The following is a 26,468-nucleotide window of genomic DNA, read 5'->3' on the forward strand; positions in this document are numbered from 1 at the left end:
TCCTTAAGCGCTGATCCGGGATGGCTGTTCCAGTGCATCGACCCGGGAGACGTCCACCAGCTTGTTCAGCTGGCTCCACAACTGCTGGATGGGACGCACCGACTCGACAGTAACCGTGATCCGCAGCTGTTGGCAATCCTGCTCCATGTGCAGGGCATTGAGGGCGAAGCCGCGGTGGCGGACCACCCGCAGCACCCGCTCCATCACTTCGGGTCTGGGCTGGGCATGGATATGCAAGGTGTGCTGGTGCTGACTGTGCTGACTCATGGGCGTTGCTCCATCATCTTGTGGTTGGCGACTCCCGGTGGAACCAGGGGCCAGACGTTTTCTTCCTCTGAAATAGCCACATGCAGCAGGTAGGCACTCTCGCTTGCCAGCAGGCGATCGAGGGCGCCGGCTATCTGCTCCTTGCATGTGATGGTCTCGCCCGGGATGCCGAAGGCGGCGGCCAGGGCGATGAAGTCGGGGTTGTCGGACAAATTGGTCTCGCTGTAGCGACCGTCGAAGAACAGCTCCTGCCACTGACGCACCATGCCGAGGCGCTGATTGTCCAGCAGCACCATCTTCACCTTGAGCTGGGCACGGCGGATGGTGCCGAGCTCCTGCACGTTCATCATGAAGGAGCCGTCCCCGCTCACCAGCACCACCTCGTCATCCGGGCGCGACATCTTGGCGCCGATGGCGGCGGGCAGACCGAAACCCATGGTGCCGAGGCCGGCGCTGGAGAGGTGGTTGCGCGGGCTGGTGAAGCGCATGTGCTGGGCCACCCACATCTGGTGCTGACCCACGTCGCAGGCCACCACGCTGGTCTCTGGTAGCAGGCTCGACAGCTGCTTGAGCAGGGCCGGGGCGTAGATGGCCTGGCCGGGATGGTCGTAGCGGAAGGCATATTCCCGGGCCATGGCGGCGCAGTATTCACGCCAGGGGTCGATGGAGAGGGACATGGCGAGGCGCGGCAGCACCTGTTTGAGATCCTGGGTGATACCCACCTCGGCGGCACGGCGCTTGCCGAACTCGGCGGCATCCACGTCCAGGTGGATCACCTTGGCCTCCGGGGCGAACTCCTCCAGCTTGCCGGTCACCCGGTCGTCGAAACGGGCGCCCACCACCAGCAGCAGGTCGCACTGCTGCACCGCGAGATTGGCGGCCTTGGTGCCGTGCATGCCGAGCATGCCGAGATAGACGGGACTGTCGGGGTCGAGCGCCCCTATCCCCTTGAGTGTAGTGACCGCCGGCATGCCGGTCGCGGCGGCAAATTCGCGCAGCTGGCTCTCGGCATTCGCCATCCCCACCCCGCCACCGACGTAGAGCACGGGGCGCTCGGCGGCGGCCAACAGGATGCGGGCGACCTTCAGATCGGCCGGGTTGAGGGGCTCGGGCTCATCCACCGCAAACAGCGGGCTCTGGGAGGGAACGGCGGCCAGTTGCACATCCTTGGGCAGGTCGATCAGCACCGGGCCAGGGCGCCCCTCGCTGGCGATGGCGAAGGCCTCGGCAATCACCTGAGGCAGATCCGCCACGTCCGTCACCATGAAGGAGTGCTTGGTGCAGGAGAGGGACAGGCCGAGCACGTCGACCTCCTGAAACGCATCTGTCCCGACGGCGGCACAGGGCACCTGGCCGCTGATGGCCACCAGGGGCACGGAATCCAGCAGCGCCTCCGCGAGACCGGTCACCAGGTTGGTGGCGCCGGGGCCGGAGGTGGCGATGCAGACCCCCACCTGACCGGAGGCGCGGGCATAACCTACAGCCGCCATGGCGGCCCCCTGCTCATGGCGGCAGAGCTGATGGGCCAGACCGCCGTCATACAGGGCGTCGTAGACCGGCATGATGGCCCCGCCCGGGTAACCAAACACCTGGGTCACCCCCTGTTTCTTGAGAGCCTGTACCAAAAACTGCGCGCCGTTCATGTGGAAAATCCTGTCCTTTGGTCGAAAAAAAACCCCCGGGCCTTGAGGCTCGGGGGTCGCTTGTTTCGTTCTGTCCGGTGGTGGGTCTATCCCTTGTTCCGTGCAGCCAAACGAGCCCCGAGCGGTGAGATAATAATCACCACTAGGACCACGATAATGCTGACGAAACGGGAGGCCATGTTCATAGTTACAACCGGAAATCCTGTGAAATAGGGGCGGAGCTTGCCGCGAATGGCTATTAGAACTAGCACGGTGATTTTTATTGGGCAAGCGTTTTTTGCCTGACAAGACTCTGAATTTGACTGAGTCAGAACGCGCCAGTTGGAACAAAAAACTATTAAAAAACGGTTAACCAGCACGTACATCAAACCAAGGACGGGATTTATGTCATTAGCTGTGGTTTATAGCCGTGCCAGCCTGGGGATCACGGCGCCGCAAGTCACGGTGGAGGTGCACCTCTCCAACGGTCTGCCCGCCTTCAACATGGTGGGGCTGCCGGAAACCTCGGTGAAAGAGTCGCGGGATCGGGTGCGCAGCGCCCTGCTCAACGGCAACTTCGAGTTCCCGGCCAAGCACATCACGGTCAACCTGGCCCCCGCCGACCTGCCCAAGGAGGGGGGCCGTTTCGATCTGGCCATCGCCATCGGCATTCTCGCCGCTTCCAAGCAGATACCGGCAAAATACCTGCTTGATCACGAATTTTTGGGGGAGCTGGCCCTGACCGGCGAGATCCGTCCCGTACTCGGGGTGCTCCCCTCGGTGCTCGCCTGCCGCGACGCGGGCCGCACCCTGCTGGTGCCGCAGGAGAACGGCCCCGAGGCTTCGCTTATTCAGGATGCCGAGGTGCGCACCGCCCACCAGCTGCTGGCGGTCACCGCCTGGCTGGCGGGCCAGTACGAGCTCCCGTTGCCGGAGCCCCAGAGCACGGAGACGCCGCCCGATGTGCCGGATCTGCAGGACGTGATCGGCCAGTCCCAGGCCAAGCGGGCGCTGGAGATCGCCGCCGCCGGCAGCCACAACCTGCTGTTCATCGGCCCGCCCGGTACCGGCAAGAGCATGCTGGCGAGCCGGCTGCCCGGCATTCTGCCGCCGCTGAGCGAACAGGAGGCGCAGCAGACCGCCGCCATCCACTCCATCGGCGGCCTCACCCCGCGGGCCGGTCACTGGCACCACAGACCCTTTCGTACGCCGCACCACAGCGCCTCGGCGGTAGCCCTGGTGGGCGGTGGCAGTCACCCTCGTCCCGGCGAAATATCCCTGGCCCACAACGGCGTGCTGTTTCTGGACGAACTGCCCGAGTTCGAGCGCAAGGTGCTCGACTCCCTGCGCGAACCGCTGGAGACGGGCCACATCACCATCAGCCGCGCCGCCCGCCAGGTGGACTTTCCCGCCCGCTTCCAGCTGGTGGGGGCCATGAACCCCAGCCCCTGCGGCCACTATGGCGACGGCCAGACCCGCTCCAGTCCGGACCAGATCCTGCGCTACCTCGGCAAGCTCTCAGGCCCCTTCCTCGACCGGTTCGACCTGACGGTGGAGGTGCCGCTGCTGCCCAAGGGGAGCCTGACCGGCAAGGCACAGCGGGGGGAGTCGAGCGGTCAGATCCGCGAACGGGTGCTGAGGGCGCGCGAGCGGATGCTGGCCCGCAACGGCAAGCTCAACAACCTGCTAGACAGCCGTGAAATCGAAGAAATTTGCCGCTTATCATCGCAGGATGCCGAATTTCTGGAGAACGCCATCCAGAAGCTGGGGCTCAGCATCCGGGCCTGGCACCGGATCCTGCGGGTGTCGCGCACCATCGCCGATCTCGCAGGGCGGCCCACCATCGAGCGGGAGCATCTCATCGAGGCGCTCGGTTACCGGGCCATGGACCGGCTGCTGTCGCGCCTGCGCAGCGGCCAGTAAGCAACGCAACCAACCCCGCCACCGGGATGCCTTCCATGGTCTAGTCGTGCCTCGGCTGATATTATGGCCACTGATCTGACCACTTGGTTGCCATCCACCGACACGAAAACGGATTCCACCATGCCCAACAAGCTGATAGAGCGACTGCGCGGCAGCCTCTCGACCCTGCTCTATTTTCTCAACACCCTGTTCTGGTTTGCCCCCGTCCTGCTGCTTGGCCTCATCAAGCTGCTGCTGCCCATCAAGGGGTGGCGCACCCTGTGCAACGCGCTGCTGGATGGCTGCGCCGGCTGCTGGATTGGTTTCAACAACCTGATCCAGAAAACCATCATCAGAACCCCTTTCGAGGTGGTCGGAGTGGACAAAGGGCGCCGGAATGAGTGGTATATGGTGATTGCCAACCATCAATCCTGGGTCGACATACTGGTACTGCAGCGGATTTTTAATCAGAAAATCCCCTTCCTGAAGTTTTTCCTCAAGAAAGAACTGATTTGGGTACCTTTTCTCGGTCTGGCCTGGTGGGCGCTCGACTTCCCCTTCATGCGACGTTATTCCCGAAAATTTCTGGAAAAACACCCGCATCTGAAGGGAAAAGACATAGAGACCACGCGAAAGGCCTGTGCCAAATTCCGCCACATTCCGGTGAGCGTGATGAATTTCGTCGAGGGCACCCGCTTCACCGCCAGCAAGCACGACAAACAGGGCGCCCCCTATCGTCACCTGCTGCACCCGAGGGCGGGTGGCGTCGCCTTCACCCTGGCGGCCATGGGCGATCAACTGCACAAACTGGTGGATGTGACCATCGCCTATCCGGGCGGCATCCCCAGCTACTGGGACTTCATGTGCGGTCGAGTGAGGGAGATCAAGGTTCGGGTCCGCTTTCTGCCGATCGAACGCAATCTGGTGGGGGATTACTTCAATGACCCCGAATTCCAACAAGAGTTTCAGCAGTGGCTGAACGGGATCTGGTGCGAGAAAGACCAGACCCTGGGCCAACTGCTGGCGGACAAGACGCAGTAAGACACTCATGCTAAGCCTGCTCCCCGGCCCCCTGGTGCTGCTCATCAGTACCGGCCTGACCATATTGTTTACCGCCCTGTGCGCCAGCCTGATCCTGCTGGTGTCCCTGGCCAAGCTGCTGCTCCCCGTGCCGGCCTTCGGTCGCGCCTGCAGCCGCCTCAACAACCGTTTCATGCGCCTGTGGCTCTGCTGCAACGCCCTGGTGATCCGCCTCACCACCCGCATCGACTGGCAGGTGGAGGACGACACCCGGCTGCGCAAGGATGGCTGGTATCTCATCATCAGCAACCACCTGAGCTGGACCGACATCGTCGTGCTGGGCCATCTCTTCCGCGACCGGCTGCCAGTGCCCAAGTTCTTCATGAAGCACGAGCTCATCTACATCCCGCTGCTGGGGCTCGCCTGCTGGGGGCTCGACATGCCCTTTATGCGCCGCTATTCGAGAGAGTTTCTGCTGCGCAACCCGCACCTGCGGGGCAAGGACATCGAGACCACCCGCAACGCCTGCGAGAAGTTTCGCCATATCCCCACCACCGTCATCAACTTCGTGGAGGGCACCCGCTTCACCGAGGCGAAGCGCGACACCTCCCGATCCCGCTTTCGCCACCTGATGCCCCCCAAGGCGGCGGGGCTCGCCTTCACCCTGGCGGCCATGGGCGATCAGTTCGACAGCCTGATCAACGTCACCATCAGCTACCCGGACAACCCCGAGACCCCCTTCAAGGACTTCCTGATGGGGCGGATGAAGCGCATTCGGGTGCGGATCGAGGAGCTGCCGGTGGACGAGCAGCTGGTGGGGGATTACTTCAACGACAAGCAGTTCAAGCGCGGCTTCCAGGAGTGGCTGAACCTGCGCTGGCAGGAGAAGGACGAGGTGCTGGAAGGCTGGCAGCAGGCTCAGGCGCCCGCGGCGTTGACCGCCAAGGAGAGCGCCGACGCCAGCTCGGGCAGCTGATCCTCGCTGAACACGGCGATGCTGTGGCGGCGCAGCAGGGCCGTGGTCTTGCCCTCGCCCGCCACGGATTGCCCCTCGAAGCAGCCGTTGTAGATGCGGCCGCTGCCACAGGAGGGGCTCCCTTCTTTCAGCAGGGCGAAGCGGATGCCCTGGGCCTGGCAGAGCTCGAGCGCCAGCAGGGCACCCCGATCGAACTCCGCCGTCACATCCAGCCCACCCTCGGTCACGACCCTCTCCCCCTGCCGCTCGGCGGGTGGACGCGGTGTCGGCAGACCGCCCGCCACCTCAGGGCAGAAGGCCAGCACCCGCCCCTCGGCACCGAGGGCCTTCAGCCAGTCGCTGACAATCCCCTTGCTCCGGCCGTCGTAGCGCACCGGCTGACCCAGCAAGCACGCGCTCACCAGCACCTTGTGCATGCAGACATCCTTCATGCTTCCGCTCCGTTCATCACCTGATCGAACATCACACAGCAGGGGCTCTCCAGCCGGTAGAGGATGGCGGGGCGCTGCTTGCCGGTGCGCTTGCGACCGGTGTCCACCAGGATCTCGGCACGGTGGATCCGCTTGCGAAAGGCGGCCGTGTTCATGGGGGTCTGCAGGACGATCTCGAACGCCCGCTGCACCTCGGAGAGGGTGAACTCGGCCCCCAGCAAGTGCAACGGCAAGGTGCTGTAGCGGCTCTTGATGCGCAGCCGCTCCAGCCCCATGGCGACCAGCTGGCCGTGATCGAAGGCGAGATCCAGGCCGGGCAGGTCGGCAAGCGGGTGCCAGCAGCCGCGCACGGCCCCTGCCTCTGGCTCCGCCAGGCACAGATAAACGAGCGTGGTGGACCATCCCCTGGGATCCCGCTCCAGGTTGCCCAGGGTACAGACCTGCTCGCTGTAGCACTGCTCCAGTCCCCACTGCGCCAGCAATCGGTGGCGGGCGGCATCCAGATCCCGGTCCCGGGTCTCGTCGATGCGCAGGGCCGGCAGTTGCCAGCAGTGGGCAAAGGGGGGGCGATCCCGGGTCTCGAGGAGCAGTTCGAGCCGCTCCTCGCGCAACCGCAGCACCACCATATCCAGACTCATTCTCGGCATCCTGGTCGACCTGCTCGCCTTCTAATAATGTTTGGTAGATAATATCACAAGAATACTATGTGAAGGAGCCGTCCATGGGAATCGTCGCCAGCCTGGATATTGATGCGCAGAAGGGGTTCAGCCCCCTCTGCCCGAATGAACTGCCCGTCGCGAGCGGGGACGAGATAGTGGCCGCCCTCAACGCTCAGGCTACCCTCGCCAGCCTGCGGATCGGCAGCAAGGATGCCCACCCCGTGAACGCCGCCTGGGTGGTGAGCGAGCCGGCCGCCATGCTGCAACCCCTTGCGCTGGCGAATGCCGATCTCACCTGGCCGGCCCATTGCGTGCCGGGCACCCCGGGGTTCGAGCTGCTGGACGGCCTGCCCGCCCCCATCGATTACGACTTCTTCGTCTGGAAGGGGGTCGAGCCTGATCTGCATCCCTATGGCGCCTGCTACCACGATCTCGCCGAGCGGCGCAGCACCGGGCTCATCGAGTTCCTGCAGGCCCGCAACGTCGCGACTGTGCTGGTGGGCGGCCTGGCCACCGACTACTGCGTCAAGACCAGCGTGCTGCAGCTGCGCCGCGCCGGTTTTAGGGTGATCGTCCACCTCGATGCCTGCCGCGGCATCGCCCCCGGGACGGTGGCCCAGGCCCGCACCCAGATGATCGAGGCCGGTGCCGAGCTGGCCCAGACCCTGGCCGATGTACAACGCCTGCTGGACGCCTGATATGCCCCCCATCCTCTACAGCCTGCTCGATACCGACGCCCGCACCTTACCCATGCAGCAGGGGAACGACACTGTTCGCTCCCGCCTGCGAGGAGCCTGACATGCCTCCCATCCTCCACAGCCTGCTCGACACCGACGCCTACAAGCTGCACATGCAGCAGGCGGTGTTCCACCGCTACCCGGATGCCGAGGTGGTGGCCGAATTCCACAGCCGCAACGAGGAAGACCTGCTGCCCATGATGGGCCAGATCGAGGAGCAGTTGCGCCTCGCCGGCTCCCTGCGCCTGACCCGCTCCGAACTCGATTTCCTGGCCGAACGCCCCTTCTTCACCGCCGACTATCTGGATCACCTGCGCCGCAAGCCGCTGGATGCCTCATTGCTCAAGGTGTTCGAGCGGGATGGGCGCATCAATGTGCGGGTCGAGGGGCCCTGGCAGGACGTCATCCTGTGGGAGATCCCGGTGCTCGCCATCATCAGCGAGATGCGCAACCGCTTCCGCTACCCTCAGTTCGGGGTGAGCCAGGCGCTGGCGCGACTCGACCAGAAGCTCGACAAGCTGGAGCGGGAGCTGAGCCCGGCGGAGATGCAGGAGTTCAACCTCATCGACTTCGGCACCCGCCGCCGCTTCTCCCACGCGGTGCAGGATGCCGTGGTGGGCCGCCTCCAGGAGCGGCTGCCGGCGTTTCGCGGCACCAGCAACTACCAGCTGGCACGCAAGTACCGGCTGCCGGCGGTGGGCACCCAGGCCCACGAGTGGTTCCAGGCCCATCAGCAGCTCGGCTTCCCGCTGGAGCTCAGCCAGCGCGCCGCCCTCACCAGCTGGCTGGATGAATTCACCAATCACCTCGGCATCGCGCTCACCGACTGCATCACCATGGATGCCTTCCTGCGCGACTTCGACTTCGAGCTGGCCAGCCGCTACCAGGGGCTGCGCCACGACTCCGGCGACCCCGTGGTGTGGGGGGAGAAGGCCATCAGCCACTACCAGCGCCTCGGCATCGATCCCGCCACCAAGACGCTGGTGTTCTCGGATGGCCTGGATCTCGACAAGGCGGTCCAACTGTTCCGCCACTTCCGTGGCCGCATCAACACCAGCTTCGGCATCGGCACCAAGCTCACCTGCGATCTGCCGGGCGTCACCCCCATGAACATCGTCTTCAAGCTGATGGAGTGCAACGGCGGCCCGGTCGCCAAGATCTCCGACAGCCCGGGCAAGACCCTGTGCCGGGACGCAGACTTCATCCGCAACCTCAAGCAGGCGTTCCACGTCGGGGTCTAGCCCCTTTTTGCGGGGACATCTTGCCCCCGCGGCCCGAGCCCACCTACCATGACCCTCTTGCCAGGTCCGACCGCCGTCGGGCCTGTTTATTGTCCGAATGACAGACCAGAAAGGAACCCGACATGACCCGTAAATGGATACTCGCCCTCACTACTCTGTTCGCCAGCCTGGGCGCCGTCGCCGCCGAGCCGCTGCGGGTCTCCGCCATCCCGGACGAGGCCCCCACCGAACTGCAGCGCAAGTTTGCCCCCCTGGGTGACTACCTGGCCGAGAAGACGGGCCGCGAGGTGGTGTTCGTGCCTGTCAACGACTACGCCGCAGTGGTCGAGGCGCTGGCCGCCGGCAAGCTGGACATGGCCTGGCTCGGGGGCTTCACCTATGTGCAGGCCCATCGCCGTGCCGACAAGGTGGTACCCCTGGTGCAGCGCCAGGAAGACGCCCAGTTCACGTCCAAGTTCATCGCCAACGTCGACAGCGGCATCAAGACCCTGGCCGACACCAGGGGCAAGGACTTCGCGTTCGGTTCCCCCTCCTCCACCTCGGGTCACCTGATGCCGCGCCACTTCCTGGCCGAGCAGGGCATCAACCCGGAGCGTGACTTCGCCCACGTCGCCTTCTCCGGCGCCCACGACGCCACCGTCGCCTGGGTCGCTTCCGGCAAGGTGCCGGCCGGCGCGCTCAACGCCTCGGTGTGGGAGAAGCTCGTGGAAGAGGGCAAGGTCGATACCGCCAGGGTCAAGGTGATCTGGACCACGCCGACCTACTTTGACTACAACTGGACGGTGCGCGGCGATCTGGATCCGGCCCTTCAGGAGAAGATCAAACAGGCCTTCCTCAGCCTGGATCCAGCGGTGCCCGCCCAGGCCGAGATCCTCAAGCTGCAACGGGCCAGCCGCTTCATCGAGACCAGGCCCGAGAACTACCAGGGCATCGAAGCCGCCGCGACCCAGGCCGGCCTGCTGAAGTGATCGCCGTCGCGCTGGACGGGAAAGGATTGCGGCTCGGGCATGGCCGCATCCTGCACCCGCTTCATCTGCAGATAGCCGCAGGGGAGTGCGTGGCCGTCATCGGGCCGAGCGGCGCGGGCAAGACCAGCCTGCTGCGGCTGATCGCCACCGAGCTGCGCGGCGAGGGCGAGCTCACCCTCTGGGGCCAGGATCCCTGGACCCTCTCCACCCGGGCCCGCCAGCGGCTGCGCAGCCGGATCGGCATGATCTGGCAGCAGCCTCCGCTGCCCGCCTCCCAGCCGGTGGTGACCGCCGTGCTGGCCGGCCGCCTCGGCCAGTGGTCCCTCGGCCGCTCCCTGATCTCCTTGCTGCGCCCCCGGGATCCCGGCGGTGCTCGGGCCGAGCTGGCCCGCCTCGGCCTCGCCGACAAGTGGCAGCAGTGCTGCGGCGAGCTCTCCGGCGGCCAGCTGCAACGGGTCGGCATCGCCCGGGTGCTCTACCAGCAGCCGGACCTGATCCTGGCGGACGAGCCTGTCTCCGCCCTCGATCCCGTGCTCGCCCAGAGCAGCCTGGATGCCCTGCTGGCCCAGGCCCGCGCCCGGGGCAGCACCCTCGTCGCCAACCTGCACGCAGTCGAGCTGGCCCTCGACCGCTTCCCCCGCATCATCGGCCTGCGGGAGGGGCGGGTGCAGTTCGACTGCCCGGCGGCGGCCGTCACCCCGGCCATGCTGGCCGAGCTCTACGCCGGTGACGACGAGGCGGCAGCGTGTTTGGTCTGACCCTCCACTGGCGTCATCCCCTGCCCTGGTTGCTGCTGCTCATCGGCTACAGCCTGTGGCAGCAGGCCGACGGCTGGCTCGGCCTGTTCGATGGCCAGAGCTGGCGGCAGATGGGCAACTTCCTCGCCACCAGCTGGCCGCCCCGTTTTGATCAGGACTTTCTCGCCCTGACCCTGACCGCGACCCTGGAGAGCCTGGCGGTGGCGACCCTGGGGCTGGCGGGCGCCCTGCTGCTCGGCGTGCCGTTCGCCCTGCTCGGTTCCCGCGCCCTGTCGCTCGCCGAGCTGGGGCCGGTTCCCAGCCCCCTGCGCGGCGCCTTGCGGGCCCTCTCGCGCCTCGTCGCCATCCTGCTGCGCAGCCTGCCCGAGCTCATCTGGGCGCTGCTGTTCGTGCGCCTGTCGGGGCTCGGACCGCTCGCCGCCATCCTGGCCATCGCCGTCAGCTACGGCGGCATGCTGGCCAAGGTCTACAACGAGATCATGGAGAGCGGCGCCCTGCAACCGGCCCGCGCCCTGCTGCTCGGCGGCAGCGGCCGGCTGCAGGCGCTCTGGTATGGCGTGCTGCCCGCGGTGCGCCAGGAGCTGCTCTCCTACACCGTCTATCGCTGGGAGTGCGCCCTGCGCGCCTCCGTCATCATGGGCTTCGTCGGGGCGGGCGGGCTCGGCCAGCAGCTCGAGCTCTCCCTGCGCATGTTTGCCGGCGGCGAGGTGGTGACCCTGCTGCTGGCCTTCATCCTGCTGGTGACCCTGGCGGACGGCCTCAGCGCCTGGCTGCGCCACAGCCGCTCCCCCGGCCTGCTGTTGCTGATCTGCCTGGGGCTGGCCGGGGTCCTGGCCCTCTATCGGCTCGACTGGCGCATGTTGAGCTTCTCCCTGGACGGCCTGGGCGCCTTCGTGGGGGAGTTTCTGCGACCGGACTGGTCATGGCCCTTCCTCAAGGCTGTGGGCACAGGCCTGCTCGATACGGTGCAGATGGCGCTGCTGAGCACCCTCTTCAGCGCCCTGCTGGCCCTGCCGCTGGCCTGCCTCGCGCGCCACTGCTGGCCGCTGCGGCTGCTGTTCAACCTGCTGCGATCCGTGCCCGAGCTCATCTTCGCCAGCCTGCTGGTGATCGCGGTCGGGCTGGGGCCGGTGGCGGGCATACTGGCGCTCACCCTGCACACCACCGGCGTGCTGGCCAGGCTGTTCGTGGAGACCCTGGAGAATGCGGACCCCGCCCCCCGCCTCGCCCTGCAACTGAGCGGCGCCGGCGCCGTGGCCAGCTTCTGGTACGGGCTGTTTCCCCTGGTGTCACGCCAGTGGCTGGCCTACAGCCTCTATCGCGGCGAGATGAACCTGCGCGCCGCCACCATCCTCGGGGTGGTCGGGGCCGGCGGGCTGGGGCAGCAGCTCTATGTCTCCTTAAGCCTGTTCCGCTACGATCAGGCGGCCACCCTGCTGCTGGCCATACTGCTGCTGGTCTGGCTGGCGGAGGCCCTCAGCCGCCGTACCCGTCTGCCACGCCCGGCCCCCACCCAGCGGGATTGCCAGATCTGAGCCCCTCCCGTCGTCATGGGCCCGATAAACAAAAAGCCCGCCGGTTTGCACCGGCGGGCTTTTTTCACGAGGTCAGTCTGGATCAGTCTTTCTTCGCCAGCAGGAACTGCACCAGCTGGTTGAACTGTTCCTGGGAGGTGATGGATTCAATCTTCACCATGTACTTGCCGTTGACCAGGAAGGCCGGCACGCCGCGCACGTTGTAAGTCTCGGTGTTGCGATCGAACTGGGAGACCATGCCGGAGACGGCGAAGCTGTCGACGGCGCCGTCAAACTCCTCGGCCGGCACGCCGTTGTCCACGAAGATCTGCTTCACGTCGGCACGGCTCTGGGGGATCTGACGCTGGGTGTGGATCTTGTCGAAGATGGCCGGGGTCAGCTTGGCCTCCACGTTCAGCAGGTTGGCGACGGCGTAGGCACGCTGCATCTCCGGACCCATCTCGCGGCCCAGGAAGGCCACCGGGTTCTTCTTCAGGGGCACGCCTTCGGGCAGGCTCTTCTTCAGATCTTCGGCGATCGGCTCGAACTTGGCGCAGTGCGGGCAGTAGTAGGAGAAGAACTCCAGTACTTCCGGCTGGGCGCTGCCGGTCTGGGTGACCACGTCATAGTTGACGCCTTCCTTGAATTGCGGGGCGGCGTGAACCATGGGGATCATCAGCATGGCGGCGAGGAAAAATAGGATTTTTTTCATGACGTTTCCTGTTAAGGGATCACTGTGAGGCACGCCCGGCGAACCGAAGCAGTCCAAGCCTATTGCGTCACCCTCGTGCCGTCAATGGCAAAGGCAGCCGGGGGAGGCTGGCATGCCTCCCCCGGCTGCCTCCCTCACCACTGCGGCATCAGGCTCAGCGGCGGCGCCTTCAGGGCCGCCAGCTGGTCGTGCAGGGTGGCAATCTGCTGGCGCCAGTAGTGCTCGGTGTTGAACCAGGGGAAGTGGCGGGGGAAGGCGGGATCCTCCCAGCGCCGGGCCAACCAGGCCATGTAGTGGACGATGCGCATGGCCCGCAGGGGCTCGATGAGCGCCAGCTCCCGCTGGTCGAACTCCATGAACTCCTCGTAACCCGCCAGCAATGTGTCGAGCTGAAGCTGCTGCTCGTGACGCTCGCCACTCAGCATCATCCAGAGATCCTGGATGGCAGGGCCGGTGCGGCAGTCGTCGAGATCGACGAACAGCGGGCCGTCACGCCACAGTATGTTGCCCGGGTGGCAGTCGCCGTGCAGGGAGATGCGCGCCACGTCCAGGGTCATGGCGTCGCTCACGTGCCGGATCAGCTCGTCGAGCACCCCGAAGAAGGGCTTGGCCAGGCCGCTCGGCACCCATTCGCCTGCCGCCAGCAACTGGCGCGGCTCGTGCAGCATGGTCTCCACGTCCAGGGGGACGCGGTGATGAAACCCGTGGCTGGCACCGACCCTGTGGATGCGGCCGAGGTAGCGCCCCACCCACTCCAGCTGATCCAGGTTGTCCACCTCGAACTGACGGCCACCGACGCTCTGCCAGATGGCGAAGGGGTAGCCCTGATGCTCCAACAGGGTCTCGCCGGCGAAGCTGAGGGGTGCGGCGACCGGGATCTCCGTCTCCATCAGGCGGGCGGCGAATTCGTGCTCCTCCAGGATCTGGGCCCGGCTCCAGCGACCGGGACGATAGAACTTCACCACGTAGCGGCGGCGATCCTCGTCCTGAAACTGGTAGACCCGGTTCTCGTAGCTGTTGAGCTCGATCAGGCCGGAATCGATGCGCAGGCCGCTGAGATCGATGGCATCCATGATGAGATCGGGATTGAGGTCGGAATAGTTGAAACGCATGTCATCCACCATAGGAAAGGGGCGCTGTTGCGCCCCATTCTATCCGATCCAGCCCGGGATGGACGACCCGCCCTCCCGGAAACCGTCACAACCCGCTGATAAATCTGCTGGCTTGCTTCAAAGCAGGGTGCCCCGTGGTCACAACCTGCTGATAAATTTACTGGGCTGACGCAGGGTGCCCTTGCTGTCGTCCGCAGCCGCCCCTTCCCGCTTCAACACGAACTGCACATCTAGGGTCGGCCGCTTCAGGTTGAAGGGATCCACCGCCAGGCTCACCGGCAGGGTGAAAATCTCCCCTGGTTTGAGAGTCACCTCCCGCGGACCGAACCACTGATGCTCCGGCAGCCCCTCCACATCCAGCAGATAGGTCTGGGACTGCAGGGTCTTGTTGAGGATCTTCAGGGTGTAGGTGTTCTCGATGAGCCCCTCGCTGTTCTCGCGGAACAGCTGGTTGCGATCCCGCAATATGTCGAGCCCCATGGGCATGATGGACATGGCGTTGTAGACGAAGACCCCCAGCATGATGACCATCACCAGGCCGTAGCCGATCAGCTTGGGCCGCGCGACCTGGGTCTCGCTGTGGGCCAGCTTGTGCTCAGTGGTGTAGCTGATGAGGCCGCGCGGGTAACCCATCCGATCCATGGTCTGGTCGCAGGCATCGACGCAGGCGCCGCAGTTGATGCACTCGTACTGCAGGCCGTCGCGGATGTCGATGCCGGTCGGGCAGACCTGCACGCAGAGATCGCAGTCGATACAGTCCCCCAGCCCCAGGGCCTTGGGATCGGCCTTGCGACCCCGGGCACCCCGGGTCTCGCCGCGCTGGCTGTCGTAGCCGACGATGTAGGTGTCCTTGTCGAACATGGCGGACTGGAAGCGGGCATAGGGGCACATGTGGATGCACATGATGGCGCGCATCCAGCCGGCGTTGCCATAGGTGCAGGCGGCGAAGAACAGCACCCAGAAGATGACCCAGCCGCCCGCCTGCAGGGTGAAGAAGTCGGGCACCAGATGGAAGACGTCCTGGAAGTAGGCGACGAAGGTGAGGCCGGTGCCGAGGGACAGCAGGATCCACGCCAGGTGCTTGGCCCCCTTGCGCGCCAGCTTCTCGCCGCTCCAGGGAGCCTCATCCAGCTTGCGCCGCTTGTTGGCGGCCCCTTCCAGCTTCTCTTCGAACCAGATGAACATGAAGGTCCACACCGTCTGGGGGCAGAGATAGCCGCACCAGACCCGGCCGAGGAAGGTGGTCACGAAGAAGAGGGCGAAGGCGGCGATCATGAAGACCCAGGCCAGCAGGGTGAGGTCCTGCGGCCAGATGGTGGCGCCGAAGATGTGGAACTGCTGGTGCTCCAGATCGAACAGCACCGCCTGGCGACCGTCGTAACGCAGCCAGGGCAGGGCGACGAAGAGCGCGACGAAGAACCAGCCCATGGCCTTGCGCACCCGCTGCCAGTAGCCGGTCTGGGAGCGGACATAGATGCGCTTGCCGGGGTTGAACCTGTCGTCACCCGCCTTGAAGGTATTGGGATTGAAGGTCCCGGTGACGTCACCGGTCACGTCCTTGATATCGATCTTGTCCTGGTCGGCCATCGCAACACATAGCTCCACTCACATTGTTATGAAGCCGATTATATCTTAAACAACCTGCTAATTGTGTGGGTTAAATGTATCTATAGTTCGAGTGCCGTCGCAATTTCAGGCAACAAAAAAGGCCCATAGCCAGTTGACTATGCGCCTTTTGCGAGATTCCCTTGAAACCTTCCTCTTCCGGCAACCCGGCGGTCGGGTTACTTGATGCCGCGGGCCTTGAGCAGGGCTTCCTTGAAGTCGGGCACATGATCCTTGGCCAGCCCCGGGATCATCGCCTGTTTGTCGGATTCCCGCATCTTGAGGTGATAGATCAGCATGTCGTCGGTCAGCTCGGACAGGGGACCGTCAAATCCCGCCTCCTCGGCCAGCTTGGCGACAAACTGCACCAGGCTGAGGTCCTGTTCCTTGATCCAGGCGGGCTGCAGCAGCTCCAGCAGCTCTTCGATACGATGACATTGCATAGACGACCTCTTCAACTCTGTCTTGTGAAACTCAGGCAACCTTACCCATCAAGGCTACTTCGATACGATCCCGGCCATTATGCTTGGCCTGGTAGAGGGCCGCATCCGCTTTTTGGATGAGATCGGCGATGGAGTGGTGCTGGTCCGGCACCAGGGTCGCCACCCCGAAGCTGCAACTGACCCGCCCCGAGACCCGGGACTTGTGGTGGGGAATGCCGAGCGTGCGCAGGGCCGTGCGCACCTGCTCGGCGATCTGCATGGCCCCCTGCAAGGTGGTGCAGGGCAGCAGCAGGGCGAACTCCTCCCCCCCGTAACGGGCGGCCAGATCGTCCTCCCGGCGCAGCACCTCGGCCAGCAGGCTCGCCACCTGCTGCAGACACTGGTCCCCCAGCTGGTGGCCATAGTGATCGTTGAACTGCTTGAAGTAGTCCACGTCCACCAGCACCAGGGAGAGGGGGGCCTGGGCCCGGTGGCAGCGGCGCCAGGCCCGCGCCAGGCTGTCATCGAGATGGGCCCGGTTCGCGATGCCGGTCAGCCCGTCCAGGCGGGAGGTGAGCTTGAGGTGCTCGGAGACCGCCTTGAGCTCCGCCACCAGCTCGGCGTTGGAGAAGCTGTGGTAGAGGGAGGCCACCTGGTCCCGCCGCAGGCGTCGCAGCAGGGTGGGCAGAAACACGAACAGATAGCCCGCCAACATGCAGGAGACGATGCGCTCCTGCTCGTTGCCGCCACCCAGTTCGAACAGCATGGCAGACCCGAGCGGCAGCACGGCCCCGTAGAGGGTGCGGCGGCTGCCGAACAGCATGATGGCACTGCCGGTGAGGATCAGGCTGGCGAGCATCATCATGGCGGCGCGGTAGGTGTCCGGCAGCCTGTCCATGTAGAGCAGCACGCCCAGGGCCCAGATGATGGAGGTGATGGTGACGCCGATGAACAGCTCCCGCTCCAGCACCGGCAGCGGGAGCTGCGTCAGTCTGGGCTGACGCCAGCGCAGGTGCCACCAGCGCCCCAGCAGCAGCAGGAAGACCAGCCCCAGCCAGCCGAGGGCCTCCCCCACCGGCAAGTAGTCGTGGCACAGCAGGCTCCAGCTGATCGCCAGCAGCGCCAGACAGGGCAGGCTGAAGGAGGCGTGGGTATAGAGCTGGACCATGATGGCACGCCGCACCTGATGTTTCACACTCTGGGTCAACTGGGCACTCCCTGTACAAGAGCCGCACAGTCTACCACTCCCCTTTCCTGCTCAACAATCAATCGCCCGCTATTAAGCTGACACTCAGCGCTGCCTCCGGCCCGCTCACCCTTTTTCCAGCTCGTCGAGGATGGGGCACTCGGGGCTTGCATCCCCGTGGCAGCAGCTCACCACCTCCTCGAGCGCAACGAGCATGGCCTGAAGGCCGGCAATGCGGGCGCGCAGATCGACGATCTTCTCCTGGGCCAGCTTCTTCACCTGGGCGCTGGTTCTGTGCTCGTCCCGGTAGAGTGCCAGCAGCTCCTGGCACTCCTCCAGGTTGAAGCCGGTCTCCCGCGCCCGCTTGACGAAGCGCAGCTCCCGCAGGGCGCCGTCGCCGTAGCTGCGATAGCCGTTGTCGCTGCGCACCGGCGCCGTGATGAGCCCGATGCTCTCGTAATACCGGATGGTCTTGGCGGTCAGGCCGGTGGCCTTGGCAACCTTGCTGATGTTCATGCTCGCCTCCTTATTGGCTCGAATGGGTGCTTGCGACGCGGGCGCCCGCCCTGGGCTGCCAGCGCTTCAGTAACAGGGAATTGCTCAGTACGGTGACGCTGCTGAGCGCCATGGCCGCCCCCGCCAGCTCCGGGCTGAGATAGCCCAGCGCCGCCAGCGGAATGCCGACCACGTTGAACACGAAGGCCCAGAACAGGTTCTGCTGTATGGTGCGCCAGGTCGCCGCCGAGATGTCGATGGCATCGGCCACCAGCCGAGGGTCAGATCGCATGAGCGTGATGGCGGCGGTCTCCATGGCCACATCGGAGCCGGAGCCCATGGCTATCCCCACGTCCGCCGCAGCGAGCGCCGGCGCATCGTTCACCCCGTCCCCCACCATGGCCACCAGCCCGGAGGTCTGCGCCCGCAACGCCGCCACCTTGTCCACCTTGCCGGCGGGCAGCACGGAGTCGAATGCCCCGTCCAACCCCAGTTTGGCGGCGATGTGGGCCACAGGCGCGGGCGCGTCGCCGCTCACCAGCCAGCTGGCGATGCCGCGCTGGCGCAGGGTGGCGATGGCCTCGGGGCTCTCCGGCCTCAGGGTATCGGCCAGGGCAGCGAGGCCGACGACCACGCCGTCGATGGCCACCCAGACCCGGGTCGCCCCGTCGGCAGGTTGTTCCTCCTGCGCAGGCGCCTCGATGCCGAGCTGGGCCAGCAAGACACTGTTGCCGATGGCGACCCCGTGGCCCGCCACCTGACCGAGGATGCCGGCACCGACCCGCACCTCCACCGCCTCAGGCTGGGGCAGCGCGGCATCTTTGCCGGCCGCCTCGCGCATGGCCAGCGCCAGCGGGTGTTCGCTCGCCTGTTGCAGGGCGGCGGCGAGACGCAGCTGCTCGTCGCTGCCGCTCCAGCTCGCCAGCACCGGCCGGCCCTGGGTCAGGGTCCCTGTCTTGTCGAAGATGAGGGCCTTGATGGCGTGGGCCTTCTGCAGGGTGTCGACGTCCTTGATCAGGATGCCGTGGCGCGCCGCCACCCCGGTGCCGGTGACAATGGCGGCCGGAGTCGCCAGCCCCAGGGCACAGGGGCAGGCGATCACCAGCACGGCCACCGCCGCCAGCAGCGCCTGGCCGAAATCGTTGCTTGCGGCATACCAGGCCAGCAGGGTAAAGAGGGCGATGGCCATCACCACGGGCACGAACACGGCGGAGACCCTGTCCACCAGCTGTTGCAGCGGCGCCTTGCCCATCTGGGCGCTCTCCACCAGGGCGATGATCTTGCTGAGGCTGGAGTCCTCCCCCACGGTCGTGGCCTCGATCTCCAGCACGCCGGAGCGGTTGATGGCGCCCCCCAGCACGGCATCCCCCAGCGCGCGCGGCACCGGCAGGCTCTCGCCGGTGAGGATGGATTCGTCCAGTTCGCTCTCGCCGCTCGTTATCTTGCCGTCCACCGGCACCCGCTCGCCCACCAGCACCCGCAGCCTGTCGCCGCGCAGCACCTCGTCGATGCCGACGCTGCGCCACTCCCCCCCGCGCCAGACGGTAGCCGTCTCGGGGCGCAGGGCCATCAGCTCGCGGATGGCGGACTGGGTGCTGCGGCGGGCTCTCGCCTCCAACAGCTTCCCGAGGGAGATCAGGGTGATGATGATGGCGCTCGCCTCGAAGTAGAGCTTGCCGCTGGCGGCAGCCCCCAGGGTCAGCAGCAGATAGAGGCTGTAGAAGTAGGCGGCACTGGTACCGGTCGCCACCAGCACGTCCATATTGGCCGCCCTGTTGCGCAATGCGAGCCAGGCGCCGCGATAGAAGCGGGCTCCGATCCAGAACTGCACCGGGGTGGCGAGCACCAGCTCCAGCCAGGCGGGCAGATGCCAGTGCAGCAGCCCGGCCATGGAGAGCATGCCCACCAGCAGCGGCAGGGTCAGCAGTGCCGAGATACAGACCTGGATCAGCGCCTGGTGCGCGGCGGCAGACTCCTGCGCCTCCCGCTCCAGCAACTGCTGGCGGCGACCGCTCGCGGAGCCCTGTGCCAGCTGGGCGTCAAAGCCGAGGGCCTCGATCCGGGTGCGCAGGGCGGCGGGGGTCTGCATCCCCGGCACCAGCACGAGGCGGGCCTGCTCGAGGGAGAAGTTGACGTCGGCCGAGATGACGCCGGGCAGCGCCGCCAGCATCTTGTTCAAACGGGCAGAGCAACCGGCACAGGTCATGCCGCCTATCTGGAACGTGAGCGTCTCCTGGCCATAGTCATAGCCCTGGGCCTTGATGCTCTCCAGCACCTCGGGCAGACGGTCGGGGCTGGCCAGGTCGATGGCCGCCTGCTCCAGCGCGAAGTTGACGGTGGCCTGTACCCCGTCGAGCTTGTTGAGGGCGGTCGTGATGCGGCTGGCGCAGTTGGCGCAGCTCATGCCGCTGAGCGGCAACTGCAGATGGATGGGTGATTGAATATCTGTGGTCATGATGTTCCTCCCAGGAACCAGTCGGCCAGAACCAATGCCGATGATCAAACCCTAACCTTTACTGTAAGGGTAAGCTCAAGTCGCGATGACCACTTTTTTATCCCATGAAAAATGGCGCCGCCCCGGCAGGGGCGACGCCATTCTCATGGATACGGAGAGGCTTAGATGCCGTACTGGGCGCGATACGCCTTCATGGCCGCCAGCTGGGAGGCCAGCTCGGGCTGCTCGGCCTGCTTCTCCTCCAGATACTGGATCAGATCGCTCATCTGGATGATGGCGATGATGTGGGCGCCGTAGTCACGCTCCACCTCCTGGATGGCGGAGAGCTCGCCCTTGCCCTTCTCCTGGCGGTCCAGGGCGATCAGCACCCCGGCCAGGGAGGCACCGTTGGCCTGGATCAGATCCATGGATTCGCGGATGGCGGTGCCGGCGGTGATGACGTCGTCCACCAGCATGATGCGCCCCTTGAGCGGGCTGCCCACCAGGTTGCCGCCCTCGCCGTGATCCTTGGCCTCCTTGCGGTTGAAGCACCAGGGCACGTCCACGTCGTGCTGCTCCACCAGCTGCACCGCGGTGGCGGAGGCGATGGGGATCCCCTTGTAGGCCGGGCCAAACAGCACGTCGAATTCGATGCCGGCATCCATCAGGGCGGCGGCGTAGAAACGGCCGAGACGGGCCAGATCGCGGCCGCTGTTGAACAGGCCGGCGTTGAAGAAGTAGGGGCTCTTGCGGCCGGATTTCAGGGTGAATTCACCGAATTTGAGGACCTGTTTCTCCAGGGCGAACTCGATAAATTGACGCTGGTAGGCTTTCATTCTGGCTCCTTGCTTGGCTTGTCGTTGACTGGTGTGGGGGTATAAAAAAACGCGGTCAATGCCGCGTTTTTAAAATCATGCAAGTGACTGCTTCTGCAGCGCGATGATGTCCATGATGCCGCCCTTGGCGAGCGCCAGCATCGCCAGCAGCTCCTCGTGGGTGAAGGGCTCCGCCTCGGCGGTGCCCTGCACCTCGATGATGCGGCCGTCTTCGGTCATCACCACGTTCATGTCTGTCTCGGCGGCGGAGTCTTCCACGTACTCCAGATCGCAGATGGCCTCCCCCTCATACATGCCGACGGAGACGGCGGCGATCATCTGCTTGAGCGGGCTCTGCTTGAGCATGCCCTTCTCCACCATCCAGTTCAGGGCGTCCACCAGGGCCACGCAGGCCCCTGTGATGGCGGCGGTGCGGGTGCCGCCGTCGGCCTGCAGCACGTCACAGTCCACCGTGATGGAGTGCTCGCCGAGCGCGGTCAGGTCCACCGCGGCGCGCAGGGAACGGGCGATCAGGCGGGAGATCTCCAGGGTGCGGCCGCTCTGCTTGCCGGCGGCCGCCTCGCGGTTCATGCGCGAATGGGTGGAGCGTGGCAGCATGCCGTACTCGGCGGTGACCCAGCCCTGACCCTTGCCTTTCAGGAAGCGCGGCACGCTGGTATCGACGCTGGCGGTGCAGAGCACCCGGGTGTGGCCAAACTCCACCAGCACGGACCCTTCCGCATGCTTGGTGAAGTTGCGGGTGATGGTAACCGGACGCACCTGGGCGGCGCTGCGATCGCTGGGACGGGACATGGGACTGACCTCTGGGCTGGCTGAATTGGCGCAGGAGTATAAGCGATTGCTACTCAAATATCAGCCGCTAAAACCACCTCGTCGGCTGACGGGGCAGGCCTGGCTGAGTATACTGGCCGCACACTTCATCAAGCCCGGAACAATCAATGATTCACAGCATGACCGCCTACGCCCGCAAGGAACTCAAGGGCGACTGGGGCACAGCCGTTTGGGAAATTCGTTCGGTCAACCAGCGCTATCTGGAGACCTACATTCGCCTGCCGGAACAACTGCGCAGCCTGGAGCCGGTCCTGCGCGAGCGTTTCCGTGCCAAGCTGCAGCGCGGCAAGGTGGAGTGCAACCTGCGCTTCGAGGCCGCCCAGGCCGCCGCCAGCCAGCTCCACATCAATGAAGAGCTGGCCAGGCTCATCATCGACAGCGCCAACTGGGTGATGAAAGAGGCGGGTCAGGGCCAGCTCAACCCGGTGGACGTGCTGCGCTGGCCGGGGGTCATGGCCGCCGCCGAGCAGGACATGGACGTGGTCGCCACCGAGCTGATGGCTGGGTTTGACCTGACCATGGACGACTTCCTCGCCTCCCGCGCCAGCGAAGGGGCCAACCTCAAGGCGCTGATCGAGCAGCGCCTTGACGGCATCCAGGTGGAAGTGAAGAAGGTGCGCGTGCACCTGCCGCAGATCATCGAGTGGCAGCGCCAGAAGCTCACCGACCGCCTGGCCGAAGCCAAGGTGGAGCTGGATCCCGCCCGCATCGAGCAGGAGATAGTGCTGCTGGCCCAGAAGATCGACGTGGCCGAAGAGCTGGATCGCCTGGAGATGCACATCAGCGAGACCATCAAGATCATGAAGAAGGGGGGCGCCTGCGGCCGCCGTCTCGACTTCATGATGCAGGAGTTCAACCGCGAGTCGAACACCCTCGGTTCCAAGTCCATCAACGCCGAGGTGACCCAGTCCGCCGTCGAATTGAAGGTCCTCATCGAACAGATGCGCGAGCAGATCCAGAACATCGAGTGATCCCCTCCTCGATGCACCAGCCCCCGCCACGCGGGGGCTTTTTTATGCCCGTTTCCCGCGGCGATCAGCCGCCTGACTGATGGCAGCCCAACTCGACATGCGCCATCACGCAGAGAGGGCCTGCAATGCAGACCCTCTCGCATTTCCGAACCATTTACGCTCGTCGCCCGTGCAGGCTAGACCGGTGATTTCAACTTGCGGCTGCGCAGCAGCAGGGGGAGCTGGTAGAGCACCAGGGCGCCCAGCACCAGGCCGGCGCCGGCCAGCTTGGCGGGGCCCAGCGGCTCGTCATAGAAGAGGGTGCTTAAGATCAGGGTCCAGACCGGTTCCAGCAGCATCAGCAGGGCGGCGTGGGCCGTGGTCATCCGGCTCAGGGCATGGGTGAGCAGCCAGTAGCGCAAGGTGGTGGCGATCAGCACGCTGGCGGCAAACCAGCCCCAGATGCCAGTGCCGATGCTGGCGGGCCACTGCTCGGTCAGCAGGGAGAGCAGGGTGCCGAGCAGCCCGGTCACCGCCAGCTGGATGCAGGTGAGCCAGGTAGGGGGGATGGACTGGGCAAAGTGGCGGTGCACCGCGAGCTGCACCCCCAGGGTGGCGGCCGCCGCCAGAAACCAGAACAGGGAGAGCGACACGCCCCAGTGGGTGCTGCTGGAGAGCAGCAGCAGACCCGCGACGGCCACGGGCAGGGTGAGCCAGTAGTGACGGCCGGGTCTGGCCTTGAAGGCGGCCCAGGCGGCGAGCGGCGCCATCAGGGTGGCCACACTCATGATGAAGGCGCCGCTGCCGAGCGCATCGCTCTGGCTGATGGCGGTGACCCAGAACAGCAGGCTGGCCCCGAGCAGGGTGCCGCAGCCGGTGGCGCGCAGCAGTTGTGAGCCACTGGGGGGCGGCTCCCGCAACCAGGCGAGCGGCAAGAGCAGCAGGGCGGCCAGCAGGAAGCGGCTGCCGATAAAGGCGGCAGTGGGCAGTTCGCGAATAGCCTCTTTCGAGAAGAGCCAGCCGGCGGCGGCCAGCAGGGTGACCAGTATCATCAACAGCAGGGGAGCGCGGTTCATCGGGGCATCACAGGGTCGGGGGCAAAGGGCAGAGCATAAAGGAAAGGGGCGCGGATTGTCTCCCGGGGTTTGGCAGACGTGTTGGTGAGGCGGCCACGAGGCCGCCCCGCCTCAGTCGTCACTTTCCAGGCTGGCGAGGCAATGGGACAGGGTGCGCGCCAGCGCCCCCTGATTGCGCAGCACCACGGCGCGGGCCTGCTCCCCCATCTCGCGGCGAGCAGGGGCATCGCCGAGCAGGGTGCTCACCCGGTGGCCGAGCGCCTCGGCGTCCGCCACCACGGCCGCGCCACCCTGGGCCACCAGCTGGCGGGTGATGTCGCTGAAGTTGAAATAGACGGGGCCGGTCAGGCAGGGTTTGCCCAGCGCCGCCGGTTCCAGCAGGTTGTGACCGCCCACGGGCACCAGGCTGCCACCGACAAAGGCGAGATCCGCCGCCGCCAGCATCAGCGGCAGCTCGCCCATGGTGTCACCCAGGTAGATCTTGTCGCTCTCGCCGACCGCACTGCCCGCCGTGCGCCGCACGCAACCGTAGGGGGCGCACAGCTCGGCCACCCGATCGAAACGCTCGGGATGGCGCGGCACCAGGATCAGCAGGGCGGAGGGATGGGCCTTGAGCACCCGCTCGAAGGCGGCCAGCACCTGCTCGTCTTCCCCCTGGTGGGTACTGGCGGCGATCCAGACAGGTCGGGCCTCCCCCAACTGCTGGCGCAGGGCACGGCCCCTGGCCTGCACCTCGTCGCCGAACTGGATGTCGAACTTGATGGAGCCGGTCACCGCCAGCCGATTGCGCGCGATTCCCAGCCGATGGAAGCGGTCCGCATCGTCCTGGTGCTGGCAGAGCAGGTGGGTCAGGGGCCGGCTGAGGGCATCGAAGGCGCCCTGGAAGCGGCCATAGCGCCGGCAGGAGCGCTCCGAGAGGCGGGCATTGAGGATGGTCACCGGCAGGTGGCGCGCCTCGCAGGCCGCCAGCCAGTTCGGCCACAGCTCGGTCTCCATCACCCAGAGAGCGCGGGGCTTGACGGTGCTCAGAAACGCCGAGACGGCCCAGGGGTAGTCGAGCGGCGCATAGCGGTGCACCACCAGATCCCCGAGCTTGGCCGCCTGCTCGGCACCGGTGCGGGTGGTGGTGGTGAGCAGTATGGGCAGCTCAGGCAGCTCGGCCTTGAGGGCACGGATGAAGGGGGTGATGGCCAGGGTCTCCCCCACGCTCACCGCATGGATCCAGAGCGGGGCCTCCTGTCCGGTGGCGGGTGTCCGCCCCAGGTGCTCTGCCCAGCGCTTGCCGAAGCCGGGCTTGCCTTTCTTGGGCTTGTAGAGCGCCAGCAGTGCCAGGGGCAACCCCAGGTGGATCAGCAGGTTGTAGAGCAGCCGGTAGATCATGTTATCGGCCTTCGCCCCCGTCGGCGGCCTGAGCCACCGGCTGCAGCGCGATCACCCGATCCTCCGGCTCGCTCCGCTCCAGTCGCTTGCCAGCCTCGATGACCTGCTCCGGCATCAGCTCGATCAGGCACTTGAGGTGGCCGAACTTGCAGGTGCGCTTGAAGCAGGGGCGGCATTCGATATCGGTGTGGACGATCTCGACCCTGTCCGCCAGGGGCGGCGTGTAGAGGGGCGAGGTGGAGCCGTAGACGCCGATCAGCGGCCGGTTGAGGGCGGCCGCCACGTGCATCAGGCCCGAGTCGTTGGCGATGACCCGACCGGCCAGGGCCATCAGATCGATCGCCTCGTGCAGGCTGGTCTTGCCCGCCAGCACGTGGCAGTTGGGGCGTGACAAGGGGTTGATCCGATCGCGGATGGTGTTGGCCACCTCCACGTCCTTGCCCGAGCCGAAGATCCACACCTGCCAGCCCTCGTCGAGGTGCTTCTGGGCCACCACGGCGTAGTGCCCCTCCGGCCAGCGCTTGGCCGGGCCGAACTCGGCCCCCGGACAGAGCACCAGCACGGGGCGGGCGCGATTCAGGCCGAGCCGCTCCAGCGCCTTGCCCTGGTTGACGAGATCCACGTGCAGGGAGGGATGGGGAATGGCGGGGATGTCGGCCCGGCTCTTCATCTGCCCCTTGGGGTAGGCCAGCGCCAGATAGCCTTCCACCATCAGCGGGAAGGCCTGCTTGTTGCTGCGCATGTCGTTGAGCAGGCCGAAGCGGTGCTCCCCCTTCCAGCCGGTGCGCACCGGGATCCTGGCAAACCAGGGGATGAGCGCCGACTTCATGGAGTTGGGCTGGATGATGGCCTGATCGTACTGCTCGGCGGCCAGCTGCTTGCCGAGCCGGCGGCGGGCCCCCAGCTTGAAGTCGCCGTGGCCGAGCGGCATGGGGATGGCTTTGTCCACCTCGGGCATGCGCTCCAGCAGCGCAACGCACCAGGCCGGCGCCATCACATGGAGCTCGCTGCCCGGGTGGTTGCTCTTGAGCGCCTTGTAGAGGCTCTGGGACATCACCATGTCGCCGACCCAGGAGGGGCCGATCACCAATATCTTCATCGCGCGTCTTCTCTCGGGACTAGCCCGGCTGTTGATCGTTACTGGGCGAGATTATGCCCCAAGAAAGGCCGAAGAAATAACAGAAGATACCCGTCAGCCCCGCCGGACAGCCTCTTTGTCGGGATCCGCTGCGCCCGCTCAACCACACAAGCACCTTTTCCCGCCCCGCTAGAGGCGTGCCGGGCGCCACCAGATGCCACGGTGGCAGGCAAGCCGGTCAAATGAGCCCAGCCCA

Annotated in this window: 25 protein-coding genes; 9 read left to right on the forward strand and 16 right to left on the reverse strand. The window is 65.8% G+C overall.

The window, feature by feature from the left end; all coding sequences use genetic code 11:
• Window positions 1-3: 3 nt before the first annotated feature.
• Both ilvM and ilvG read right to left on the reverse strand, forming a co-directional pair.
• Window positions 4-267, reverse strand: a complete 264-nt coding sequence (ilvM, locus tag BN1132_RS13420) for an acetolactate synthase 2 small subunit (RefSeq protein ID WP_042078191.1) — start codon at window positions 265-267, stop codon at window positions 4-6.
• Window positions 264-1,910, reverse strand: a complete 1,647-nt coding sequence (gene ilvG, locus BN1132_RS13425; RefSeq protein ID WP_042078192.1) for an acetolactate synthase 2 catalytic subunit — start codon at window positions 1,908-1,910, stop codon at window positions 264-266. The genes ilvM and ilvG overlap by 4 nt, the downstream gene beginning before the upstream one ends.
• Before the next feature lie 384 nt (window positions 1,911-2,294).
• Between ilvG and BN1132_RS13430 the strand changes: the two genes are divergently transcribed.
• The 3 genes from BN1132_RS13430 (at window position 2,295) to BN1132_RS13440 (ending at window position 5,787) form a co-directional block, all read left to right on the forward strand.
• Window positions 2,295-3,812: a YifB family Mg chelatase-like AAA ATPase gene (locus tag BN1132_RS13430; RefSeq protein WP_042078193.1), complete on the forward strand. Its 1,518-nt coding sequence runs from the start codon at window positions 2,295-2,297 to the stop codon at window positions 3,810-3,812.
• Between the two features lie 120 nt (window positions 3,813-3,932).
• On the forward strand, window positions 3,933-4,832 hold the full coding sequence (locus BN1132_RS13435; RefSeq protein WP_042078194.1) for an acyltransferase: 900 nt from the start codon (window positions 3,933-3,935) through the stop codon (window positions 4,830-4,832).
• A gap of 7 nt (window positions 4,833-4,839) precedes the next feature.
• The gene (locus tag BN1132_RS13440; RefSeq protein WP_042078195.1) at window positions 4,840-5,787 is read left to right on the forward strand and encodes an acyltransferase; all 948 of its coding nucleotides are present in this window, start codon (window positions 4,840-4,842) and stop codon (window positions 5,785-5,787) included.
• On the opposite strand, the gene BN1132_RS13445 is transcribed toward BN1132_RS13440, so the two are convergent.
• Window positions 5,730-6,203: a 2-thiouracil desulfurase family protein gene (locus BN1132_RS13445; RefSeq protein WP_422613983.1), complete on the reverse strand. Its 474-nt coding sequence runs from the start codon at window positions 6,201-6,203 to the stop codon at window positions 5,730-5,732. The genes BN1132_RS13440 and BN1132_RS13445 overlap by 58 nt on opposite strands.
• Window positions 6,204-6,214: 11 nt before the next feature.
• Window positions 6,215-6,865 carry an NUDIX hydrolase gene (locus BN1132_RS13450; protein WP_042078198.1) on the reverse strand — a complete coding sequence of 217 codons (651 nt, stop codon included), beginning with the start codon at window positions 6,863-6,865 and terminating at the stop codon, window positions 6,215-6,217.
• Window positions 6,866-6,939: 74 nt separating this feature from the next.
• On the opposite strand from BN1132_RS13450, the gene BN1132_RS13455 reads away from it, so the two are divergent.
• The 5 genes from BN1132_RS13455 to BN1132_RS13475 all read left to right on the forward strand — a co-directional run bounded on the left by BN1132_RS13455 (window position 6,940) and on the right by BN1132_RS13475 (window position 12,116).
• Entirely contained in the window at window positions 6,940-7,575 is a 636-nt protein-coding gene (locus tag BN1132_RS13455; protein ID WP_042078199.1) for a nicotinamidase, read from the forward strand.
• Window positions 7,576-7,676: 101 nt separating this feature from the next.
• Entirely contained in the window at window positions 7,677-8,855 is a 1,179-nt protein-coding gene (pncB, locus tag BN1132_RS13460) for a nicotinate phosphoribosyltransferase (RefSeq protein ID WP_042078200.1), read from the forward strand.
• A 122-nt stretch (window positions 8,856-8,977) separates the two neighbouring features.
• Window positions 8,978-9,823, forward strand: a complete 846-nt coding sequence (locus tag BN1132_RS13465; RefSeq protein ID WP_042078202.1) for a putative selenate ABC transporter substrate-binding protein — start codon at window positions 8,978-8,980, stop codon at window positions 9,821-9,823.
• On the forward strand, window positions 9,820-10,581 hold the full coding sequence (locus BN1132_RS13470) for an ATP-binding cassette domain-containing protein (protein WP_042078203.1): 762 nt from the start codon (window positions 9,820-9,822) through the stop codon (window positions 10,579-10,581). The genes BN1132_RS13465 and BN1132_RS13470 overlap by 4 nt, the downstream gene beginning before the upstream one ends.
• A complete protein-coding gene (locus BN1132_RS13475; RefSeq protein WP_052447026.1) occupies window positions 10,569-12,116 on the forward strand; it encodes a PhnE/PtxC family ABC transporter permease in 1,548 nt (515 codons plus the stop codon). The genes BN1132_RS13470 and BN1132_RS13475 overlap by 13 nt, the downstream gene beginning before the upstream one ends.
• A gap of 82 nt (window positions 12,117-12,198) precedes the next feature.
• Here BN1132_RS13475 and BN1132_RS13480 read toward each other — a convergent pair whose 3' ends face one another.
• From BN1132_RS13480 to rph, 9 genes are all read right to left on the reverse strand, one after another.
• Entirely contained in the window at window positions 12,199-12,807 is a 609-nt protein-coding gene (locus BN1132_RS13480; protein ID WP_042078204.1) for a thiol:disulfide interchange protein DsbA/DsbL, read from the reverse strand.
• A 134-nt stretch (window positions 12,808-12,941) separates the two neighbouring features.
• Entirely contained in the window at window positions 12,942-13,931 is a 990-nt protein-coding gene (locus tag BN1132_RS13485; RefSeq protein WP_042078205.1) for a serine/threonine protein kinase, read from the reverse strand.
• A 126-nt stretch (window positions 13,932-14,057) separates the two neighbouring features.
• On the reverse strand, window positions 14,058-15,506 hold the full coding sequence (ccoG, locus tag BN1132_RS13490; protein ID WP_042078207.1) for a cytochrome c oxidase accessory protein CcoG: 1,449 nt from the start codon (window positions 15,504-15,506) through the stop codon (window positions 14,058-14,060).
• A gap of 197 nt (window positions 15,507-15,703) precedes the next feature.
• A complete protein-coding gene (locus BN1132_RS13495) occupies window positions 15,704-15,967 on the reverse strand; it encodes a YihD family protein (protein WP_042078209.1) in 264 nt (87 codons plus the stop codon).
• A 31-nt stretch (window positions 15,968-15,998) separates the two neighbouring features.
• Window positions 15,999-17,153, reverse strand: a complete 1,155-nt coding sequence (locus BN1132_RS13500) for a GGDEF domain-containing protein (protein WP_042078210.1) — start codon at window positions 17,151-17,153, stop codon at window positions 15,999-16,001.
• Between the two features lie 105 nt (window positions 17,154-17,258).
• Entirely contained in the window at window positions 17,259-17,648 is a 390-nt protein-coding gene (cueR, locus tag BN1132_RS13505; protein WP_042078211.1) for a Cu(I)-responsive transcriptional regulator, read from the reverse strand.
• A gap of 10 nt (window positions 17,649-17,658) precedes the next feature.
• The gene (locus tag BN1132_RS13510; protein WP_042078212.1) at window positions 17,659-20,082 is read right to left on the reverse strand and encodes a heavy metal translocating P-type ATPase; all 2,424 of its coding nucleotides are present in this window, start codon (window positions 20,080-20,082) and stop codon (window positions 17,659-17,661) included.
• Between the two features lie 161 nt (window positions 20,083-20,243).
• The gene (pyrE, locus tag BN1132_RS13515; protein ID WP_042078213.1) at window positions 20,244-20,897 is read right to left on the reverse strand and encodes an orotate phosphoribosyltransferase; all 654 of its coding nucleotides are present in this window, start codon (window positions 20,895-20,897) and stop codon (window positions 20,244-20,246) included.
• 75 nt (window positions 20,898-20,972) lie between these two features.
• Window positions 20,973-21,689, reverse strand: a complete 717-nt coding sequence (gene rph / locus BN1132_RS13520; protein WP_042078215.1) for a ribonuclease PH — start codon at window positions 21,687-21,689, stop codon at window positions 20,973-20,975.
• 146 nt (window positions 21,690-21,835) lie between these two features.
• On the opposite strand from rph, the gene BN1132_RS13525 reads away from it, so the two are divergent.
• The gene (locus BN1132_RS13525; RefSeq protein WP_042078217.1) at window positions 21,836-22,699 is read left to right on the forward strand and encodes a YicC/YloC family endoribonuclease; all 864 of its coding nucleotides are present in this window, start codon (window positions 21,836-21,838) and stop codon (window positions 22,697-22,699) included.
• Window positions 22,700-22,875: 176 nt separating this feature from the next.
• Here BN1132_RS13525 and BN1132_RS13530 read toward each other — a convergent pair whose 3' ends face one another.
• The 3 genes from BN1132_RS13530 to waaF all read right to left on the reverse strand — a co-directional run bounded on the left by BN1132_RS13530 (window position 22,876) and on the right by waaF (window position 26,233).
• Window positions 22,876-23,754, reverse strand: a complete 879-nt coding sequence (locus tag BN1132_RS13530; protein ID WP_042078218.1) for a DMT family transporter — start codon at window positions 23,752-23,754, stop codon at window positions 22,876-22,878.
• A gap of 111 nt (window positions 23,755-23,865) precedes the next feature.
• Entirely contained in the window at window positions 23,866-25,134 is a 1,269-nt protein-coding gene (waaA, locus tag BN1132_RS13535) for a lipid IV(A) 3-deoxy-D-manno-octulosonic acid transferase (RefSeq protein ID WP_042078219.1), read from the reverse strand.
• Between the two features lies 1 nt (window position 25,135).
• Window positions 25,136-26,233, reverse strand: coding sequence for a lipopolysaccharide heptosyltransferase II (gene waaF, locus BN1132_RS13540; protein ID WP_042078220.1), 1,098 nt, complete (start codon window positions 26,231-26,233; stop codon window positions 25,136-25,138).
• Window positions 26,234-26,468 lie beyond the last annotated feature (235 nt).

Origin of the sequence: Aeromonas sanarellii (assembly GCF_000820085.1) — a bacterium.
In the GTDB taxonomy this organism is placed as follows: Bacteria; Pseudomonadota; Gammaproteobacteria; order Enterobacterales; family Aeromonadaceae; genus Aeromonas; species Aeromonas sanarellii.

Bases quoted from the DNA above. Each gene is read 5' to 3' on its own strand.
- BN1132_RS13525 (WP_042078217.1), top strand. From the start codon at position 21,836: ATGATTCACAGCATGACCGCCTACGCCCGCAAGGAACTCAAGGGCGAC.
- waaA (WP_042078219.1), bottom strand. From the start codon at position 25,134: ATGATCTACCGGCTGCTCTACAACCTGCTGATCCACCTGGGGTTGCCC.
- BN1132_RS13450 (WP_042078198.1), bottom strand. From the start codon at position 6,865: ATGCCGAGAATGAGTCTGGATATGGTGGTGCTGCGGTTGCGCGAGGAG.
- waaF (WP_042078220.1), bottom strand. From the start codon at position 26,233: ATGAAGATATTGGTGATCGGCCCCTCCTGGGTCGGCGACATGGTGATG.
- pyrE (WP_042078213.1), bottom strand. From the start codon at position 20,897: ATGAAAGCCTACCAGCGTCAATTTATCGAGTTCGCCCTGGAGAAACAG.
- BN1132_RS13455 (WP_042078199.1), top strand. From the start codon at position 6,940: ATGGGAATCGTCGCCAGCCTGGATATTGATGCGCAGAAGGGGTTCAGC.
- BN1132_RS13485 (WP_042078205.1), bottom strand. From the start codon at position 13,931: ATGGTGGATGACATGCGTTTCAACTATTCCGACCTCAATCCCGATCTC.
- BN1132_RS13495 (WP_042078209.1), bottom strand. From the start codon at position 15,967: ATGCAATGTCATCGTATCGAAGAGCTGCTGGAGCTGCTGCAGCCCGCC.
- BN1132_RS13440 (WP_042078195.1), top strand. From the start codon at position 4,840: ATGCTAAGCCTGCTCCCCGGCCCCCTGGTGCTGCTCATCAGTACCGGC.
- BN1132_RS13530 (WP_042078218.1), bottom strand. From the start codon at position 23,754: ATGAACCGCGCTCCCCTGCTGTTGATGATACTGGTCACCCTGCTGGCC.
- ilvG (WP_042078192.1), bottom strand. From the start codon at position 1,910: ATGAACGGCGCGCAGTTTTTGGTACAGGCTCTCAAGAAACAGGGGGTG.
- ilvM (WP_042078191.1), bottom strand. From the start codon at position 267: ATGAGTCAGCACAGTCAGCACCAGCACACCTTGCATATCCATGCCCAG.
- BN1132_RS13465 (WP_042078202.1), top strand. From the start codon at position 8,978: ATGACCCGTAAATGGATACTCGCCCTCACTACTCTGTTCGCCAGCCTG.
- pncB (WP_042078200.1), top strand. From the start codon at position 7,677: ATGCCTCCCATCCTCCACAGCCTGCTCGACACCGACGCCTACAAGCTG.
- BN1132_RS13510 (WP_042078212.1), bottom strand. From the start codon at position 20,082: ATGACCACAGATATTCAATCACCCATCCATCTGCAGTTGCCGCTCAGC.
- ccoG (WP_042078207.1), bottom strand. From the start codon at position 15,506: ATGGCCGACCAGGACAAGATCGATATCAAGGACGTGACCGGTGACGTC.
- rph (WP_042078215.1), bottom strand. From the start codon at position 21,689: ATGTCCCGTCCCAGCGATCGCAGCGCCGCCCAGGTGCGTCCGGTTACC.
- BN1132_RS13435 (WP_042078194.1), top strand. From the start codon at position 3,933: ATGCCCAACAAGCTGATAGAGCGACTGCGCGGCAGCCTCTCGACCCTG.
- BN1132_RS13445 (WP_422613983.1), bottom strand. From the start codon at position 6,203: ATGCACAAGGTGCTGGTGAGCGCGTGCTTGCTGGGTCAGCCGGTGCGC.
- cueR (WP_042078211.1), bottom strand. From the start codon at position 17,648: ATGAACATCAGCAAGGTTGCCAAGGCCACCGGCCTGACCGCCAAGACC.
- BN1132_RS13430 (WP_042078193.1), top strand. From the start codon at position 2,295: ATGTCATTAGCTGTGGTTTATAGCCGTGCCAGCCTGGGGATCACGGCG.
- BN1132_RS13480 (WP_042078204.1), bottom strand. From the start codon at position 12,807: ATGAAAAAAATCCTATTTTTCCTCGCCGCCATGCTGATGATCCCCATG.